This is a genomic window from Streptomyces sp. NBC_00457 (genome assembly GCF_036014015.1).
Lineage (GTDB): Bacteria > Actinomycetota > Actinomycetes > Streptomycetales > Streptomycetaceae > Streptomyces.
On the sequence record NZ_CP107905.1, the window covers coordinates 6,197,211 to 6,214,647 of the forward strand.

The window sequence follows — 17,437 nt, forward strand, 5'->3', positions numbered from 1 at the left end:
GGACGACGGGGAACTCAGGACAGGCCCTAGCGCTCTATCTGACGAAGCGTCAGAGTATGGGCGACCGCAGGAAAGGGGAACCGCATGAGCGACGACACCCGCAGCGACACCTACGCCGAGCTGGCCGCCGTAGGCCCGTACGGGGTCCATCCGGGCCACGCCCTGATCACCATGGTCGAACCGCATCCGGGCCACGAGTACGCCTACAACCGCTGGTTGTAGGTACATGTCGCCCATCGCTCACATATGCGCAGGCCAGGGCGCCACTCCTTGACGCGGACACTGCGGCCGGGTCGAATCGGGGGCGTCTCGACCCGGCCGCCGACACGGAACCGGGCCATCGTCAGCTTCGCCGCGAGAGGATAAATCACCCCATAGGCGCCACAGTGTCCTTTCTTACCCGCCCGATGTTGCGCGTTACAGATGCGCATAAGACTCCTGGTATGACTCCCTTGGGGCGCGAAGGGGTTGACGGCCACGCGTTCAGCACCTCCGTTTTCAGCCTGGCTCTGGCCGGTCTGACGGCATCGGGGATCGCATGTGACGGCGCCGGGGTTCGTCGTGCGCGCGGTGTTGACTCGCCTGCAGGCTTGGGGCAGGTGATCACCGAACCTCAGCCGGAGTTGAGCGGGCCCTCTCCCAATCTGACGCCTTGTCAGGTAGACCGGACCCATGACGGAGGATGCGACGCACGCCGATGAAACCCGCAGCCGCACGTACGCGGAACTGGCCGCCGTCGGCCCCTACGGAGCCGACCTCGGACACGCCCTGATCACCATGGTCGAGCCGCACCCCGGCCACGAACGCCAGTACAATCGCTGGTACGAAGACGACCACTTCATTGCCGGCGCGATGGCCATGCCCTGGATGTACGCAGGGCGTCGCTGGGTCGCGCCGCGGGACCTGCAGCTCCTGCGCTATCCCCAGACCTCTGCCGTCGCGCAGCCGGTGACGGCAGGGTGTTACATATCCGTCTACTGGATGACCGCGGGCCGCTACGCCGACCACATGCGGTGGACCGTCGGCATCAACAAGCGCCTCAACCGCGACCACCGGGTCTTTCAGGACCGCACTCATGTCTTCACGGCCTTCCAGGACCACGCGGCGACCATCTACCGCGACGGCGGCCAGGGCCCGCGTGACATCCACGCCCTCGATCACCCCTACGCCGGGCTCGTCGTCCAGGTCATCGACGCCTACACCCCCGCCAGGCGCGCGGACCTGCTCGCGTGGCTGCGCGACGACCACCTCCCGAAACAGCTGACGGGCTCGCCCGCGGCCATGGTGACCGTCTTCACGCCGATGCCGCTGCCCCTGGACCGGATGACCTACGTCAAACAGGTCGAGGGGATCGGGACCCGGCTGACCCTCCTGTGGTTCCTCCAGCACGATCCCCGCGACAGCTGGCGGGAGCACTTCGCGGACCTGGACACGGCAGTGAGGGCTTCGCGGCTGGGCGACGTGCAGTTCGTCGCACCGTTCATCCCCACAGTGCCCGGCACGGACCGCTACGTGGATGAACTGCGGTGAGTCCTCCGAGGCCAGGCGCACCCCCGCCTGCACGACGGCTGTGACGATGCCGTCGCCGCGACACTCGACGACACCAGCCTGGGCAGCCAGACTCCGCGTGAGGGCAGCACGCCTGTACAACGTGTTGACCACTGTCGCGCCTGCCGAGCGAATGGTGCGATCCACGATCCCACCTCGACCTCGCCGCCGCGGCGGCCATGGTGTCCGGCACCAGCACCGCGCCCGAGGCGGAAGCCGCTCGATCGACGGCGGACGGTGCGACCGGGTCATCCTGAAGACCCTCCCCCCGGCGTCGCTCCCGGGCGCCACGATGCGCACGGTGCGGTCGGCCGGTGGTCCGCAGGCATGCCGGGTTGACGTAGCGGATCACCAGTTGCGTGTCCAGCACGAGGTACGGGCTTGGTGTGGTCGAAGAACGCCGTGAAGTCGATGTCTGCTGTCATTACGCGCTCTCCGTCCCTTGCGAGCGCGACTGCATGCCCTTTCAATCTACGAGCGATCCTGTGTCCGGGCTCCCCCGTTCGAGGACTGGGAGACCGAGACCATGCACGCCCCGTGCTGCCGATCAAGCGCGCAGGTCGCGTACGGAGTGACCCAGCGGGTCCAGGGGGAACCGCCAGAGGTTCCTCCCGAGGGTGGGTGGTCCAGCGCGCTCTGGGCGCTGGTCGGGGGCCGGGGCGAGGAGTCCCCCGGCACTGTCAGCAGCGCACGGAGATCGCGCGAAGCGGCACCCAACCCCGGCCGACGGCACCGACACAGCAGCTCTCGGTTGACCCCCTCCGTCCTCGCCAGGCGATACCGGGATGGGCGGGGTGACGATGGAGGGGAACCGATCCGCTCCCGCTGTTCCCGGAAGGGCGAGCTGGTATGACATCTCCCTCCGATTCCCCAGCAGGCACCGGCACTCCGCACCCGCACCCGCACGGCACCGGGCCACAAGACGCCTCCCTCGGCGGAAGCCTGGCGGCCTTGGCGAACATGAGCTGGCAGATCCTTCTCACCACGGGCCTGGCTGCCATCGCCCTCGCGTCGTGGTCCTTGCCTGGCCGGAGGAGACGCTGCGGGTCGTCAGCGTGCTCTTCGGTATCTATCTGCTGGTCATCATGTCTTTCAGCTGGCTGCCGCCTTCGGCACGCACGTCCCCGGACATCTTCGGGCGCTGCATTTCCTCACGGGTGCGCTCTCTGTCCTGCTCGGGTTGATGTGCTTCCGGGGCACTCTGCAGTCCATCCTGCTGCTCGCCCTGTGGATTGGCTTCAGTTGGCTGCTGCGCGGCACCATGGTGACGGCTACGGCGGCCTCCGCCCCGGACACACCGTCGCGAGGCTGGATGCTGTTCACCGGGATCATCGGCATGCTGGCGGGCATCGTGCTGATCGTCTCGCTCCGGGAACCGCTGCCGAGCGGCGGCCTCTGTTCCGCTCTCAACCGCACCCCCAGCACTGATCGCGGCGCAGGCTCCGGCGCCCCGCTTGTGCGGCGCCCGCCATACCGGGCGCCTGCGGCACGCAGCATCGCCCGGCTGCCGCAGCGCACGAATGCGCCGCCAACCGGCACTGCTCGGCGCCGCCGCCACGCCGTTGGCAGGCGCCAATTGTTCCTATGTCCACCGGGCGGCCGAAGGCCGGCCTGAGCAGCGAGAGTGGGTGTGGTGATGGCCGACGTTCGGACGTGTGCCCGGGTAGTGATCGTGACGAACCCACGCTCGGGCGGCGGCAAGACTGCTCGTTACGGCTTGGTACAGCGGGCCGAGGACATGGGAGCTCAGGTCTGGACGACCAGACCGGAACTGGACGCGGCGTCGCTCGCGAGGAACGCCGTCCAGGAGGGGGCGCAGGTGCTGGGGGCCGCGGGCGGCGACGGCACCGTGTCGGCAGTCGCCGCAGTGGCCGCCGACACGGGCCGGTCACTGGTCGTGGTCCCCGCGGGCACCCGGAACCACTTCGCCCGGGACCTAGGCCTCGACATCCGCGATCCGGGGCAGGCGCTGGACGCCCTGGTCGACGGTGAGCCCGCCCGAGTGGACCTGGGGGTGCTCGGCTCGCGTGTCTTCGTCAACAACGTCTCTTTCGGTATGTACGCCGACGCCCTGCTGGAGCCCGGGTACCGGGAGGACAAGCCGCGCGCGTTCGCCGCGGTGGCGCCCGACTATCTCAAGGGCAAGCAGTGGGTCGAGGCCCGCGTGGACACCCCAGGGGGGACCATCGAGTTCCCGCAGGTGGTGCTGATCTCCAACAACCCCTACCACCTGGCCACACCGCGCTGGCTGGGGCGTCGCTTCTCCCTCAGCACGGGACAGTTGGGCGCCATCGTCCTCAAGCGCCCGGCGGAGGCGCCCCCGGATCTTCTGCGGCACCTGCGCGGCGAACTGCGGCAGCACAAGCGCGGTGCTGACCCGGCGGGTGAAGGAGTCGTCGTCTGGTCGTCTCCCGGCATCGCACTGCACGGTGACGTGCGGCACCTGGACGCGGGGATCGACGGCGAAGCGGTGCGGCTTCCTCTCCCCGTCCTGTGCGGAATCCGGCCGGGTGCCCTGCGTGTGCTGCTGCCGAAGGACCGGCCGCGGATCCCGCCGGAGCGCGCAGTGCGCCACTGAACGCGAAGTCCCGGAGTCCGGAACTCCGGGACTACCGTATTTCCGTGCCTTGCGGGGTGCCGGTCCTGGTGATCACGTAAGAGTTTTCCTCGGCCACTGGCTGGTCCGCGGGCTTTTGCGGGTCAGTCGCCGGGTCATCATGGTGATGAGTGCCCAGTTCAGGCATCGACCTGCACGGCCCGCACCATCTCGACCTCGCGATCGAGCTGGGCGTCCCGCCGTCACGCATCAACACGATCAGCTCCTTCGCCAAGGCCACCTCGATTGGTGCCCCCACCGACGGCAGCATGGCCGGCACCAGCCGAGAAGTCCTCAGCCCGACGAAGAGGACGAACCCGACCCCGTCGAAGAGATGGGGTCGGGTTCGCGCCTTCGACTACTTGAGCGCCACACCACCCGAGTTGTGATAGGCGATCGTCTTGCGGATCAGGTTTCCGCCGTCGGACTCGATCCCTGTCTGTTCGTGATGCCCCGCGCCGAACAGCAGGGCGGCGATATGCGCGTTCGCCACCTGGTCCATGTGCGCGAAGAACCAGTCCACCTTGTCGTCCTTGTAATGGTTGAGGGTGTTGTTCTGCGCCATGTTGCCTACGGGGATCTGCCACAGGACGACCGGCTTGCCCACGGACTCGGCCATCGTCTTGTAGAACTTCAGCGAGGCAGCGGCCTTCTGGTCAGTCCAGAAGTTGTCATGGCCGCCGTGGGCGGGCTGTGCGTACCAGCCTGCATCGCGGTCCGACACATCGGCGACCAGGAAGTCGGCGTTCTGTGCACCGAGCTTCGCGTAATCCTTGGCGCATCCCTGTGTGTTGCTCTGCCAGTCCCAGCAGGAAAGGTGCATCCCCACAGTGGTGTTCGGCGCATATTTGTGCGCCATCGAAATCAGGCAGCGGGTGAGTCCGGCGGCGCTGTTCTCCTGGGATCCGCAATCCTTCGGATTTGCGCCCGAGACCTGCGCGGGAACCTCGTGCGGATCGCCGAGCGACCGGACGTAGCCCCAAAAATCCGGCTCAAGGTCGATCATGTCGTGCGAGTTGCCGATCTTCTGGAGGAAGAAGCGGTAGTCGTCCATATACCGGGTGAGCAGGTCGCGCCTGTTGATGGCCTTGACCTCGCCCGGACCGTCGCCCGAGCCTGCCAAATCCCCGAGATCGCGCAAGGAGTACCAAGTCCAGAAAAACTTCTGCGGGCGCGGGCTGCCCTTGTAAGTCGCCTTGGCCACATTGGCGTCCTGCCAGGTCACGTAACTGCCGGGCTCCGTGGTGCTGCCGCCCCAGCAACCCCACCAGCTCTTCCACTCATCCTTGCAACGCGATGCCGAATAGTAATCCGACGAGGGCGCGGGCTGGCTGTGCACATAGGCGTATCGCACGTCGAACGGCGCGGCGGTCGCCGAGGCGTCAGTCATCGAGCCGCCGATGAGCACCTTGCTACTACCCATGAAACTCTTCGTCGAGCCGCCACCACCGGACGCAGGAGACGACGCCGACGACGGGGGCGTGCCGGCGCTGTCGACCTTCCCGGCCGGGACGAGTTGCCATTGCTGATTGGCGCCGCCCCGGTCGCGGTTCTGGACGACGTCGGCCCCGTCAGCCTTGGAGGCGTTGTTGACCTCGACGGCCATGCCGCTGAAGCGATTGATCAAACGCACGTGACTGTCCGACGACTTCGCCAGTTTGAACTGCTGGTTGGCGCCCTTCAGGTCGCTCCACTGCACGATGCCGGAGCGGGCGGTCTTCGACCAGTTGTAGTTGTCCAGCACCTTGCCGGAGTTCCGGTTCTGCAGCCGGTAGTACCCGTCACCCGCGTCGATGAAGCGCCACTGCTGGTTGGCTCCGCCGTGACGGCTCCACTGCACCACCGCCGCGCCGTTGGTCTTGTCGAAGGCGCGGCTGTCCAGCACCTTGCCGCTGTTGCGGTTGGCCAGCACATACCACGTCTTCAGATCCAGGGTTTCCGCTGAGGCACTGTTGACCACAACAGCGGAGCCGGCCACGACAGCCATGACGATGGCCGCCCAGAAACCCTGACGCGCGAACAACCGACGGGCACGATGCATCGGTCGACTACCGCGGGCGTGGCCGCCGGCGCGGTCCGCCACCGATGACGTGGGTGGGCGAGGGACATGTCTGTGCTCCCCTTCAAGGGGCATGTCTGTGCTCTCTTTCAGCCGTTGCATCTCACCGGACCACCGGCCCGGACAACACTGTGTGGTCCGGGTGGCCGAAAAGGTTGCCGCGGAGATTCACAGATTTTCCGCCTTGATCGCTTCCCCCTTCGCCGCGAAGCGCGGCCCGGCGAACGCCGGCGGTGGCGAACGCCTGATGGCTGCTCCCGCCCCTGCCGCTCACGTCGCACACCGCGTACCACGCCCGCCTTCACCACGCCGCCCTCACGCCGCAGGCGGTGCACGATGAACCGGCGCCCTGAGGGAGATCCTGGCGACGGCCCGCGCCCAGGATGGGCCTACGTGGAGGAGGAGCTGGAGCGCGGCCTGTGCTCCCTCGCCGCGCCGGTGCTCGACGTTCCGGTGCGGAGGTGGCCGCCGTGAACGTGTCGACGACCTCGCACCACGAAGAAACCACTGTCGCCCGGTACCGGGACGCGCGCCCGGCCGCCGCGGCGAACATCAGCGAGGACGTCGCCGCGGCGGGAGCGCGGCCGTGACCGCCTGCCGCCGTCCGCTTTGGGGGTGCTTCTATCTGTTCGGTCAAGGTCCGTGGGCTTGGTCAGGCTGCCCGCCCACCGCTTCGGGTACGCCGTCCGCCGCACCCTCATCCGTGCGGCCACCACACGTGGTGGCTCCGCGCTCACACAGACCCTTATGAACCGACCGCCCACACAAGACCGTGGGCGCCGGTGTCGGGGACCACCGGCGCCCACTCACCCCTGCCCGAGGTGGCTTTGATGTCCCACTGGACTGGTGTCAGGGGACGAGGATGAGGCGGATCGGGTCGCCGATCTTGTTCTCCAGCCGGTTGACCGCGTCGGCGGCGTCGGCCAGCGGGATGTGATCGGTGATGGAGGGGGCGAGGTCGAGACGTCCGGCTGCGGTCAGCCGCACGAGCTCGGTGACGCCCTCGGGGGTGGCGCCGTAGTGGCCGCGCACCTGCTTCATCATGTAGTTGAGGGTCAGTCCCTCGGTGATGGTGAGCGGCTTGGGGGTGATGCCGACCAGGATCAGGGCGCCCTCGCGGCCGAGCACGGAGGCGGCCTGCTCGCGGACGGCGGGCACGCCGGCGCAGTCGAAGGCGAAGTCCAGGCCCTGCCCGGCGGTGGCGGCGCGGACCTGGTCGGCGAAGTCGGGGGCGGCCGGGTCGAGGGCGAGGTCGGCGCCGAAGTCCAGGGCGCGCTCGCGGGCGCTGGGCAGCGGGTCGACGGCGATGATCGGTGCGGCGCCGACCATGCGGGCGAGGCGTACGTTGTGCGCGCCGACTCCGCCCACGCCCCACACGCCGACGGACTGGGCGGGACGTACGCCTGCGGTGGCGACGACGGCGGCGTAGGGGGTGGAGACCGCGTCGGGGATGATCGCGGCCTGGTCGAAGGGGAGGCTGTCGGGGATGGGGACGAGGGTCTCCTCGGGGGTGACCATGTACTGGGCCCAGCCGCCGTCGTAGTCGATGCCGGCGGTGAGCATCTGGGTGCAAGGGCGGCGGCGCACGCAGCCGGCGCACTGGCCGCAGCTCTTGCCGGCCTCCAGGGTGACGCGGGTGCCGACGGCCAGTTCTCGCTTGAGACCGGGGCCGAGGATGTGGACCACACCGGAGACCTCGTGGCCGACGGTGACCACATCGGAGTCCAGGAAGAGCGGGGGGAGGGATCCGTCGATCAGGTGGACGTCCGAGAGGCAGACGCCCGCGGCCTTGACCTCTACGAGGACCTCGCCCGGCCCGGGTACGGGGACGGGGACTTCTTCCACAACGAACTTCTTGCTGTCCAGGTGGAAGCGTCCGGCGAGCATGGTGTCCATGAGGATCTGCTTTCTGTGAGCGGCACCCCGCCGACGGTTCGCGCCGTTGGGTGCCGAGTGTTCCCCCGTGGGTGTGGGGGTGGGGACCGGGAGGCGTACGGCCAGGGAGGGGTGCCGCACGCCTCCCGGCGTGCGGGGTCAGGCGAAGACGTCCTGCTGGTAGCGCTCGTCGGCCTCCAGCTGGGCGAGCCACTGCTGGGCGGTCTCGTCGTCGCTGCCGGTGTGGCGGCGGTGGATGGCGGCCAGGGCTTCGCGCACCGCGGGTGCCATGCGGCGGCCGTCACCGCAGACGTAGATGTAGGCACCCTCTTCGATGGCCTGCCACACCGTGTCGGAGGCGGCGGTGATCGCGTCCTGGACGAACCGGGCGGGGTGGCCGGTCACCGCGGAGTACGCGGTGTGGACCTGGGCGATCCCGGCCTGCTCCCAGGACTGCATCTCCTGCTGGTAGAAGTAGTCGTGCTCGGGGTGACGGCAGCCGACGAAGACCTGCGACAGGCCCACCTTCGTGTCGTTCTCGTGCTGCCGGGCGCGCTCCTCCAAAAAGCCGCGCAGCGGTGCGATGCCGGTGCCGGGACCGATGAGGATCAGCGGGGTGGCAGGGTCGGCCGGCGGGGCGAAGGTGGGGGAAGGCACCCGCACGTAGCCGTAGAAGACATCTCCCGGCTCCAGGCGTGCGATGTAGGACGAGCAGGTGCCGCGGTACTGGCCGTCGCCGGACAGGGCGGGCCCTTCCAGCAGACCGACGGTCAGGCGCACCTGGCGAGGGTTGGCCAGCGGGGCAGAGGAGATGGAGTAGAAGCGGGGACGGATCGGGCCCATCAGGTCCAGGAAGATCGCCAGCGGCAGCTCGACCGCCGGGAAGCGCTCCAGAAGATCCAGCACCGACATGCGCTTGTCGAGGATGTCCTCCTGGTACCGCTGCTGGGCCTCTTCGGTGTCGGCCGTGTACGCCTCCAGCTGCGGCCTGGTCCACGGACACGGGGTGTTCTCGGCCAGGGTCTGGATCTGGGAGCGGGTGGCCACGTCCTGCAGTTCCAGGAACTCGGTGAGCAGCAGGCCCGCGGTGACGGGCGTGCCGACCGGCAGGTGCGTCCTGCCGCCGGCCGGCTGGTCCAGTCGCAGCACCTGGTCCCGGTCGACGCCGAGCCGCGCGAGGGCGCGGTCGACCAGCGCGGGCTCGTTCTTGGCGAAGACGGCCAGGTGGTTACCGGTCGCGTAGGTGACACCCTCGGGCAGCTCGATGGTGATGGACTTCGCCGACGGGCGCGGCGGCTCGATGCTGAAGTCCCACAGGCCGGTCGCGTCGCTGACGAGTTCCTCGTTGGCGACGACAGTGAGGGGGTAGGCCTGCTCGGAGACGATCGCCGGGCGGACATCGGCCTCGGTCAGCAGTTGCACCTCGAAGCGTGGTCCGCCCGCGTCGGAGGTGTCGGCGGCGTACTCCTCGGCCAGCGTGGCCCACAGGGTGTCCATCCAGCGAGAGGCCATGCCGTCGAAGTCACCGGCCGCATCCGCGATGCCCCGCTCGACCACGGGCGTGGCCCCGGCGGCGAGCAGCGCCTCCTCGATCCGCTTGGGGAAAGCCTGGTAGGTCGCCACCCACTGGGTGTTGCCGGCACCCAGCAGCGCGAACCGCACGCCCGACAGTGAACCCTCGGGCAGCCCGGCGGCGATCAGCTCGTCGAAACGCTGCGCGTTGTCGGGCGCCTTGCCGTTGTAGCTGGCGGCGACGACCACGAGCAGGCCCTCGGTGGGCAGGTGGTCGCCCAGCTCGTCCAGGCTCGCCAGCGTGGTCCCGAACCCGGAGCGCTCGCTGCGATCGGCGAGGGTGCGCGCCAGATCCTCACAGCTGCCCAGGCTGGAGCCATAGGCGACGGTCAGGTTCACCCCGACACCGCTGACCGCGGCCTGCTGCCGCGTGTCATCCGTCTGCTCGGCCTCGGCTCCGAACACGGTCCGCTCGTGCTCCTGGCGGGTCCGCACCTTCAGTTCGAAGTCGCCGGGCTTCCGCGTCAGCGCCTCCCGCACGTCCATCTTGTAGTCGCTGGTGTCGGAGAACTTGAACTTCTGCAGCACCAGCGCGAGGGCCAGACGGGCCTCGGTGAGCGCGAATTGCCGGCCGATGCAGGCACGCCGGCCGTTGCCGAACGGCTTGTAGGCGTGCGGGTGGTGCTGGGCTCGGTTCTCCGGCAGCCACCGGTCGATGTCGAACTCCTCCGGCCGCTCCCACGCCTTGGGGTGGGTGTGCAGCGGTCCCATCAGCAGGTTCGTCTTCGTCCCCTGCTTCAGCTCGTAACGGCCACCGATGACGGTGTCCTCCAGCGGCGCCTTCATGATCTGCGGGATGGGAGCCCACAGACGCAGGGTCTCCTCCAGGATCCGCGGGATCACGTCCATCTTCATGATCGTGTCGTAGTCCGGGACGGTGTCGCCGGGCAGCAGCCGGTCCACCTCGGCGTAGGCCTGCGCCAGCACGTGCGGATTGCGCATCAGCGAGTACGTGGCGAACGACAGCAGACCACTGGTGGTCTCGTGGCCGGCGATCAGGAACGTCACCACCTGGTCCCGGACGTTGTCGTCGTCCAGCAGCTTGCCGGTCTCCGGGTCGGTGGCCTGCAGCATCAGACCGAGCAGGTCGTCCTCACCGCTGCTCTCCCCCTGACGGCGCTCCTTGATCACACTCTCGACCAGGTCCCGCATCAGCTTGATGTTCTCGTGGTACCTCTTGTCGTCGTCCTTGCGGAGCGCGGTCATGCTCGGCAGTTCCTGCGAGCGCCGCATCGACTCCACCAGCGACTCCAGCAGCGCTTGGAGGAAGGGGTGCAGTTTTTCCTTCTCGAAGGAGTCGAACCGGTAGCCGAACCCCGACAGAGCGATGGTGTCCAGGGTGAGCCGGGTGTAGTCGTCGGTGATGTTGACCGGCTGCCCCTCCTTACGCTCCCACTTGCCCACCAGGTTCTGGGCGATCTCCAGCATCTGCCCGAAGTAGCCCTTCATGGCCCGCTGGCTGAAGGCCGGCATGAGGATCCGGTGCGCCATGCCCCAGACTTCCTCGTCGTCGTGGGCCGTGAAGAGTCCGGCGCCGGTGTAGTCCCGGACATGGGCCAGCGGCGCGAAGATCGGCTTCCCGAAACGGGTCTCGTCGCAGACCTCGGTGACCAGGTCCGGGTCGTAGACGAAGACGTTCTCCTGGCCCCCGACGTCCATGCTGAATATGCCCTCGGGGAACTGCTTGGACAGCTCGCCGATGTACGCGACCGGGTTGGTGTCGGGGATCTGCGGGGGTTGGCCGAGCATCGGGATCCCGCTCGGAGACGCGGAACGGCGGTCGCTCACGGGTTGCGTGGTCATGGGCTTGCTCCTTTGTGAGGAGGGGGAGGGGCCAGGGCGCCGGTCGAATGCTTGGAACGTCGCTGGAGCAGCGACATCTCCAAGTTTCCATACGACGTATGGAACTGCTTTCAGTGGTACCATACGCCGTATGGAAACGCCAAAGAAGGCTCCCCGGGGAACGAGGAAGAGGGACGTACCGCTCACCGAGGACGGCATCTACGCCATGGCGCTGCAGCTCATCGACGCCGACGGGGTCGAGGCGCTGACCATGCGCAAACTCGCGACCGCGCTGGACGCGAACCCGATGTCGCTGTACCACCACGTGCCCAACAAGGACGCACTGCTGAGTGGCGTGGCCAGAACAGTCGGCGCCCAGTTCCGCACCGCGACCCGGGAAGACGCTGCCTGGCAGGACCGCCTCCGCCAACTCGCCGAGGACTTCCGCACGCTGGCGTACCGCCACCCTGAGCTCATGACCTACTCGTTCGGACGACCGGAATTCATCCAGCCCGAAGACCCCTTCTGGCTCGGACTCACCGCCGTGCTGGAGGACGCGGGGGTACCGCAGCAAGAGACCCCACGCGTGGCCGCTCCTGTCTGCGCCGCCGTACTCGGCGTGCTGATCGCCGAAATCAACGGTTCACTTCACCGGTGGTCAGCTCTCCTGCCGACTACCCCCGCTGCCGGCAATGGCGAGCGCACGGACACAGGCTCTGATGACAGCCGGATGTTCCACGAGGCGCTAGAGATGATCATCACGGGACTGGAGAGCCGACTCACAGCCGAACGTGCCGGCCGGGACGGCGGTGAGGGCCAATGAGCCCGGAGCGCCTTCAAGCCGTCCAGGCGCCTCCGACGAGGGGTGACAACCAGCCCACCGATGGCGAGACAGAGCCGCGCCGAGCCGCAACGGACGACGGGTGGACAACCAAGGGCACGGCTGGTTTCGGCAAGGGAGTGAGCATGTCCGCAGGTGAGGCATCCGAGCACGCCGAGAGATCACGGCACAGCCGGTTGACCGCGGATCGGGAGCGAGACATCTACGAGGCCGTCCTGACCCTGCTGCGGGAGGTCGACTACGACGCGCTCGCCATGGACGACGTCGCCGCGCGGGCCAGGGCGAGCAAGGCGACGTTCTATCGTCGATGGCAGGGCAAGCCGCGGCTCGTGGCAGCGGCATTGCGGCACCGCACTCCCGTTGAGAGCGACGCCCTGGATACGGGGTCCCTGGCGGGCGATCTGCACGAGATCGCCAGGAGGGCAGGGGGAGCCGCCCACCAGGAGGACGTCGTGCTGCTGCGGGCACTCAGCCGTGCGGCCCACGCCCATCCCGAACTGGCGGACGCTATGTACGACAGCAGAATCAGGCCCAAACTGCAGACGATGCGCGCGGTGGTCGACCGCGCCATCGACCGTGGCGAGGTGGCGGCGAACAATCCGGCGCTCGGTTTCCTGCCGCACCTCATCGCCGGGGCGAACCTCGCCCGACCGGTCGTCGAACGCGCCGAAGCGGACGCCGCGTATCTCAGCCGCTACGTGGACGCCGTGGTCCTGCCGGCACTGCTGAGCGCTGACACCCCGTGAACCACCCAGGCAGCGCGCGCTTCTTCCCTGCCGATCGGCCCGTCACGGCCTCAGCCACGGTACCGATCGCTGCGGGCGGCTCAGCCGCCGCCCCACCGATTTCCAGGCCCACTCCGCCCGCGAACTGTCCGTAACTTTCGAGACACTCTGCCTCGACCAGTCGGACCACGTGAATGGCAGCCAAGCGACGAGCGCTTTGTCCACGCTCCGCACCACGAACTCCTCGTCCAACGTCTGGCCGAGCAGATAGCCGGAAGAACAGCAGCCCCATGATCCGTGCGAGGAGGAGAGATGCGTGGCCGTCAGCGCCGGGGCGCAGTTCGCCACGCTTCACGCCGATCCGCAAAGCCGCACGGAGGTCTTCGGCGGCGGCGCCGTAGAGGCGCTGCCGCAACTCCCGCATGCGCGGCGGTAGTCCGTGGCCCGCCCTACACCCGAGTGTTCGGCGACCGCGGCATGCGGTAGCCGATGGCGGGGGAGGCAAGAGTGAGGCCGAGATGGTGGGCGGCACCGGACTTGTGAAGTCCTCGCCCAAATGCCACTCGTCGCAGGACGGGGGCCGTCGGCGCCGCAGCTCGCAGGCATGGTCGGGCCCGAAGTCCGCACACCGCTGTCGGACCGCCTGGCGTTGGCTCAAGCGCTGGGGCCTGCGGCGGTGTCGCGCCCGGCTGCCTCGGCGCGTCCTACGGCCGGGGCATACGGCTCCATGGTCTTGAGTTGGCCGTTGCTGAGCCGGGACTTCTTGAGTCGCGCCGTGAGTGGGGTCCGGGGGTCGGGGAGCAGGCCCTGGAGGCGGAACACGGTCTTCAAGAAGACCCGGACGAGCCTTGTGCGGAGCGGGCCCGGCCAGCCGATGCCGTGCAGACGGCACACACGCTCCCCGGCGAGATACCGCGTGAGGTCCCGGGCGAAGGGGTGGAGGGGGCGAGGGAACCAGTTCTCGGCGAAGAAGTTCAGCATCGCGTTCGCGACCCGGTGGCCGGTGACGGTCTCCTCGTACGGTCGGGCCTCGAACTCTTCGACGAAGGCCACCATGGCGTCCCAGTCCGGCGGGAAGCCGGCGTCCGTGAGCGGACCCGACTCCCGCTCGAAGAGGTGGAAGACGGCTTCGGCCCAGTGATGCCAGGCCGTTCGCAGATGCGGGGGCATACCGGGCAGGCCGAGTGACGTCTGCAGGCGGTGACCGAAGGTGGCGAGGGAGGCCAGAGGGTAGATGAAGTCATCGATGTCGTCGAAGTTGCCCGGCAGATCCGGGGTGGTGCGGGCGATGTTCATATGGATGCGGTTCAGGCGCTGGGTCGCCTTTCGGCCCTGCTCGCTCGATGGCCCGTCGACCATCCACGCCATGAAGAAGTCGTTGCCGTCCTGGAAGCGCCGGTGCGGCCGCAGCTCCAGTTTCCTGGTGTGGTCCAGGGTCGCCGAGCCGAGGGTGGGCTGCATGACCCGCATCGTCACCGGATAGATCATCATCGCCAGGGCGAACTCGGAGACCTGGTACTGGGTCACGAGCGCGATCATGCGCTCCCAGTCCGTCTCCGGGTCCATGCGCGCCAGTTCGCGATCCACCCACTTGTATCCACTGCGTCCTCGTCGAGTTCGTTCGCTCATGATCGACTCCTGTGTCGAGGTGTATCGCGCCTCGACTCCTGTGTGCGGAAGATGGGTTGATGACGTCGGCGGTCGCTCCGCCTCGGTTGCGCCGTGCGAGCCGGGCTGAGGCGCGGATCTCGCTTTTCGTCGTGCTGCCTGCGGGCGGAGGGATTCAGGCGGCTTCGCCGGCGAGTTGTCTGAGTCGTCCGACGGGGATGCGGCGGTTGACGGAAGCCGCTGCCGCTGTTCCGTCGGGGTTGTTCCACCGCAGCAGGGCGGAACCGGATGCCAGGTCGCCTTCGAGCACGGTGGGGACGACGGTCCGGTCCGGTGTGCCGCTCAGCTTGATGTCCAGGCCGAACATCGAGGTCCAGAAGTAGGCGTCGTGCCGCGCTCGAACCGGTAGGCCGAGCAGGGCCAGCGCGGCGGTACGGCCGTGGTTGACGGCGTTCGTCCAGTGCGGGGACCGGCACCGCCGCCCCTGCCGCAGGGTGCATGTGACGTCGCCGGCAGCCACGACGCCCGGCACGACACGGCCGGTCTCGTCCGTCAACAGGCCCTCGGCGTGGACGGGCAGGTGCGTGCCGGCGAGCCACGCGACGTTGGGCCGGTCGCCGGCCGCGGTGACGACGAGGTCCGCCTCGATGCGCCGACTGCCGTCGAGGAGGACTGCGCGGACCGGACTTCCCTGCAGTCGTACGTCGGAGTCGGCCACCAGCAGCCGAACCCCGCGCTCCCGGGCCCGGGTGCAGACCATGTCCGTAAGGCCGGGGCCCAGAAGCCGACGCAGGTGCGGTACCAGATCGACCACCGTGACCTGCAGGCCCCGGGCGCACAGCGTCGAGGCGACCTCCATGCCGAGGAACCCCCCACCGACCACGACGGCTGACCGGGCCGTACCGGCGGCTTCGGCGAGCCCGACGGCGTCGCCCAGGTCGCGCACCGTCCGTTCACCCAACTGCCCCGGAGCGGCGAGGCGTCGTGCGCTGCTCCCCGTGGCGATGACGAGCCCGTCGTAGCCGATCCGGTCGCCCGCGGTGGTCACGACCTCGCGGCCTGCGATGTCCACTGACCGGGCCCGGCAGCCCAGCCGCAGTTCGATGTCGTCCGGGAGGGTGGGCAGCGCCGTGCTCTGCGGCGTCTCCGTGCCCGCGAGCACTCCCTTGGACAGCGGCACCCGGGAGTACGGAGGAACGGTCTCGGCGGAGGCGACCACCACTTCACCGTCGTAGCCCTCGGCGCGCAGTGCGCCGGCCGCGGTGACTGCCGCGATCGAGCCGCCCACCACCAGGATCCGTCTCATGACGGGCCCCCGACACGCAGCGCCGCCATGGGGCACACCCGCGCGCCCGCCCGAGCGGCTGCGGCGAGCTCCGGGGGGACCGGGTCGACGCGTGCGTGGACCATTCCCTCCTCGTCGAGTCGGTAGACGGCGGGGGCGGTCGTCTCGCACAGGCCGTGGCCCTCGCAGCGGTCGGGGACGATCTCCACCCTCATCCGTCGGCCCTCCGGATCGTCAGCGGCAGGCTCTCCAGGCCGCGCAGTACGGGGTTGTCGTGCGGGACGGGCGTGCCGTCGACGACGAAGCTGTCGACGCGGCTCAGCAGCGACTCGATGAGGCACCTGCCTTCCAGTCGGGCGAGGGCCTGGCCGGCGCAGCCGTGCGGTCCGTAGCCGAAGGCCAGGTGGTCGACGGGGTTGCGTCGGACGTCGAAGCGGTCGGGGTCGGGATAGTGCCGCTCGTCGCGGTTGGCGGCGGCGAAGTGCAGCAGCACCCGCGTACCGGCCGGGAGTTCGACGTCACCGTGGCGGACGCTCCGGGTCGTGACGCGGGAGAAGACCTGGACCGGTGATTCGGTCCGCAGCACCTCCTCGAACACCGGTCCGGCCAGGGCCGGGTCGGACTTGAGGACCTCCCAGATGTGGGGCTGCTCGGCGAAGACACGCAGCATGGACGCCAGAGCGTTGACCGTCGTGTCCAGTCCGGCGACCAGGAAGGCATGGATCAGGGGTACGGCGCCGCTCGCCTCGATCCTTCCGTCGTCGACGGCGTCGAGGATCGCCGCGCCCCAGCTTCCGGGCGCCAGACCCTCGCGGGTCGCGGCCGCCTGCATCCATTCGACGTAGTCCAGGAAGACCGGCATGCGCTCCTGGAGTGTGGCGCCGGCCGGACCGAAGGTGGTGAAAACAGCGTCCGCGCCAGGGAGAAGCCGCTCTCGTCCTTCCGGCGGGACCCCGATGAGGTCACCGACGAGGCGCACGGGCACCTTCTGGGCCAGGTCGGTCACCCCGTCGAAGGCATCGTCCGTGACAGCCTCTGCGACGATCGCGTCGACCGCCTCGGCGACCTGCCGGCGCAGCTTTGCGATCCCGCGGGGCGACACCTGCTCGGAGAGCACCGAGCGCAGTTCGGTGTGCCGAGGGGGATCCGAGGTCAGGACAGTGCCCAGGAAAGGGGTGTTGAAGTCGTCCAGCAGGGCGACTCCGGACGCCGACGAATAGGTCTGCCAGTCGGCCGACGCGGCGCGCACGTCGTCGTAGCGCGTCAGTGCCCAGACGTCGTGCGCCGGGACATGCACGGCGGGCGCGAGGTCGCGCAGGGCTCGGTAGACGGGGTAGGGGTCGGCCGCGACCTCTGGTCCGAAGAGGTCGACTGCGGTGGCCGGGGCGGATTGGTCGAGCTGTGTCACGGTTCCTCCAGCGGTACTGCCGGGTCGGGGGCAGAGGTCATACCGGTGTGGCGGCTGTGCGCGCAGGGGCTCGCGGGACTCCGCAAAGGCTCCGTTCTCACGGGGGTGCCGGCGGCGTGCAAGGGCTCGGCACGGGGT

15 protein-coding genes are annotated in these 17,437 nt (G+C 68.9%); 8 read left to right on the top strand and 7 right to left on the bottom strand.

What is annotated here, in order from left to right; translation table 11 throughout:
- The first annotated feature begins 84 nt into the window (after positions 1 to 84).
- The 6 genes from OG828_RS28340 to OG828_RS28360 all read left to right on the top strand — a co-directional run bounded on the left by OG828_RS28340 (position 85) and on the right by OG828_RS28360 (position 4,533).
- On the top strand, positions 85 to 222 hold the full coding sequence (locus OG828_RS28340; RefSeq protein WP_328505069.1) for a hypothetical protein: 138 nt from the start codon (positions 85 to 87) through the stop codon (positions 220 to 222).
- Between the two features lie 450 nt (positions 223 to 672).
- Positions 673 to 1,530 (top strand): hypothetical protein, encoded by an 858-nt coding sequence (locus OG828_RS28345; RefSeq protein ID WP_328502698.1) that lies wholly within the window; start codon positions 673 to 675, stop codon positions 1,528 to 1,530.
- A gap of 1,031 nt (positions 1,531 to 2,561) precedes the next feature.
- Entirely contained in the window at positions 2,562 to 2,732 is a 171-nt protein-coding gene (locus OG828_RS49615) for a hypothetical protein (protein WP_443062438.1), read from the top strand.
- Positions 2,732 to 3,163: a hypothetical protein gene (locus OG828_RS49620; RefSeq protein ID WP_443062519.1), complete on the top strand. Its 432-nt coding sequence runs from the start codon at positions 2,732 to 2,734 to the stop codon at positions 3,161 to 3,163. Before OG828_RS49615 ends, OG828_RS49620 begins: the two co-directional genes overlap by 1 nt.
- Before the next feature lie 57 nt (positions 3,164 to 3,220).
- Entirely contained in the window at positions 3,221 to 4,126 is a 906-nt protein-coding gene (locus OG828_RS28355) for a diacylglycerol/lipid kinase family protein (protein WP_328502699.1), read from the top strand.
- A gap of 149 nt (positions 4,127 to 4,275) precedes the next feature.
- Complete coding sequence (locus OG828_RS28360) at positions 4,276 to 4,533, top strand: hypothetical protein (RefSeq protein ID WP_328502700.1); 258 nt, start codon at positions 4,276 to 4,278, stop codon at positions 4,531 to 4,533.
- Here the strand turns inward: OG828_RS28360 and OG828_RS28365 are convergent.
- The 3 genes from OG828_RS28365 to OG828_RS28375 form a co-directional block, all read right to left on the bottom strand.
- Positions 4,503 to 6,185, bottom strand: coding sequence for an RICIN domain-containing protein (locus tag OG828_RS28365; RefSeq protein WP_328502701.1), 1,683 nt, complete (start codon positions 6,183 to 6,185; stop codon positions 4,503 to 4,505). The genes OG828_RS28360 and OG828_RS28365 overlap by 31 nt on opposite strands.
- An 867-nt stretch (positions 6,186 to 7,052) precedes the next feature.
- Positions 7,053 to 8,099, bottom strand: a complete 1,047-nt coding sequence (locus tag OG828_RS28370) for a zinc-binding dehydrogenase (RefSeq protein WP_328502702.1) — start codon at positions 8,097 to 8,099, stop codon at positions 7,053 to 7,055.
- Between the two features lie 138 nt (positions 8,100 to 8,237).
- The gene (locus OG828_RS28375) at positions 8,238 to 11,453 is read right to left on the bottom strand and encodes a bifunctional cytochrome P450/NADPH--P450 reductase (protein WP_328502703.1); all 3,216 of its coding nucleotides are present in this window, start codon (positions 11,451 to 11,453) and stop codon (positions 8,238 to 8,240) included.
- Positions 11,454 to 11,583: 130 nt separating this feature from the next.
- On the opposite strand from OG828_RS28375, the gene OG828_RS28380 reads away from it, so the two are divergent.
- Positions 11,584 to 12,255, top strand: coding sequence for a TetR/AcrR family transcriptional regulator (locus tag OG828_RS28380; RefSeq protein WP_328502704.1), 672 nt, complete (start codon positions 11,584 to 11,586; stop codon positions 12,253 to 12,255).
- A gap of 143 nt (positions 12,256 to 12,398) precedes the next feature.
- Entirely contained in the window at positions 12,399 to 13,019 is a 621-nt protein-coding gene (locus OG828_RS28385; protein ID WP_328502705.1) for a TetR/AcrR family transcriptional regulator, read from the top strand.
- Between the two features lie 633 nt (positions 13,020 to 13,652).
- On the opposite strand, the gene OG828_RS28390 is transcribed toward OG828_RS28385, so the two are convergent.
- The 4 genes from OG828_RS28390 to OG828_RS28405 all read right to left on the bottom strand — a co-directional run bounded on the left by OG828_RS28390 (position 13,653) and on the right by OG828_RS28405 (position 17,299).
- Positions 13,653 to 14,627, bottom strand: coding sequence for an oxygenase MpaB family protein (locus OG828_RS28390; protein WP_328502706.1), 975 nt, complete (start codon positions 14,625 to 14,627; stop codon positions 13,653 to 13,655).
- Positions 14,628 to 14,781: 154 nt separating this feature from the next.
- Entirely contained in the window at positions 14,782 to 15,912 is a 1,131-nt protein-coding gene (locus OG828_RS28395) for an NAD(P)/FAD-dependent oxidoreductase (RefSeq protein WP_328502707.1), read from the bottom strand.
- Positions 15,909 to 16,106 (bottom strand): ferredoxin, encoded by a 198-nt coding sequence (locus tag OG828_RS28400; RefSeq protein ID WP_328502708.1) that lies wholly within the window; start codon positions 16,104 to 16,106, stop codon positions 15,909 to 15,911. The genes OG828_RS28395 and OG828_RS28400 overlap by 4 nt, the downstream gene beginning before the upstream one ends.
- Complete coding sequence (locus OG828_RS28405) at positions 16,103 to 17,299, bottom strand: cytochrome P450 (protein WP_328502709.1); 1,197 nt, start codon at positions 17,297 to 17,299, stop codon at positions 16,103 to 16,105. The genes OG828_RS28400 and OG828_RS28405 overlap by 4 nt, the downstream gene beginning before the upstream one ends.
- Positions 17,300 to 17,437 lie beyond the last annotated feature (138 nt).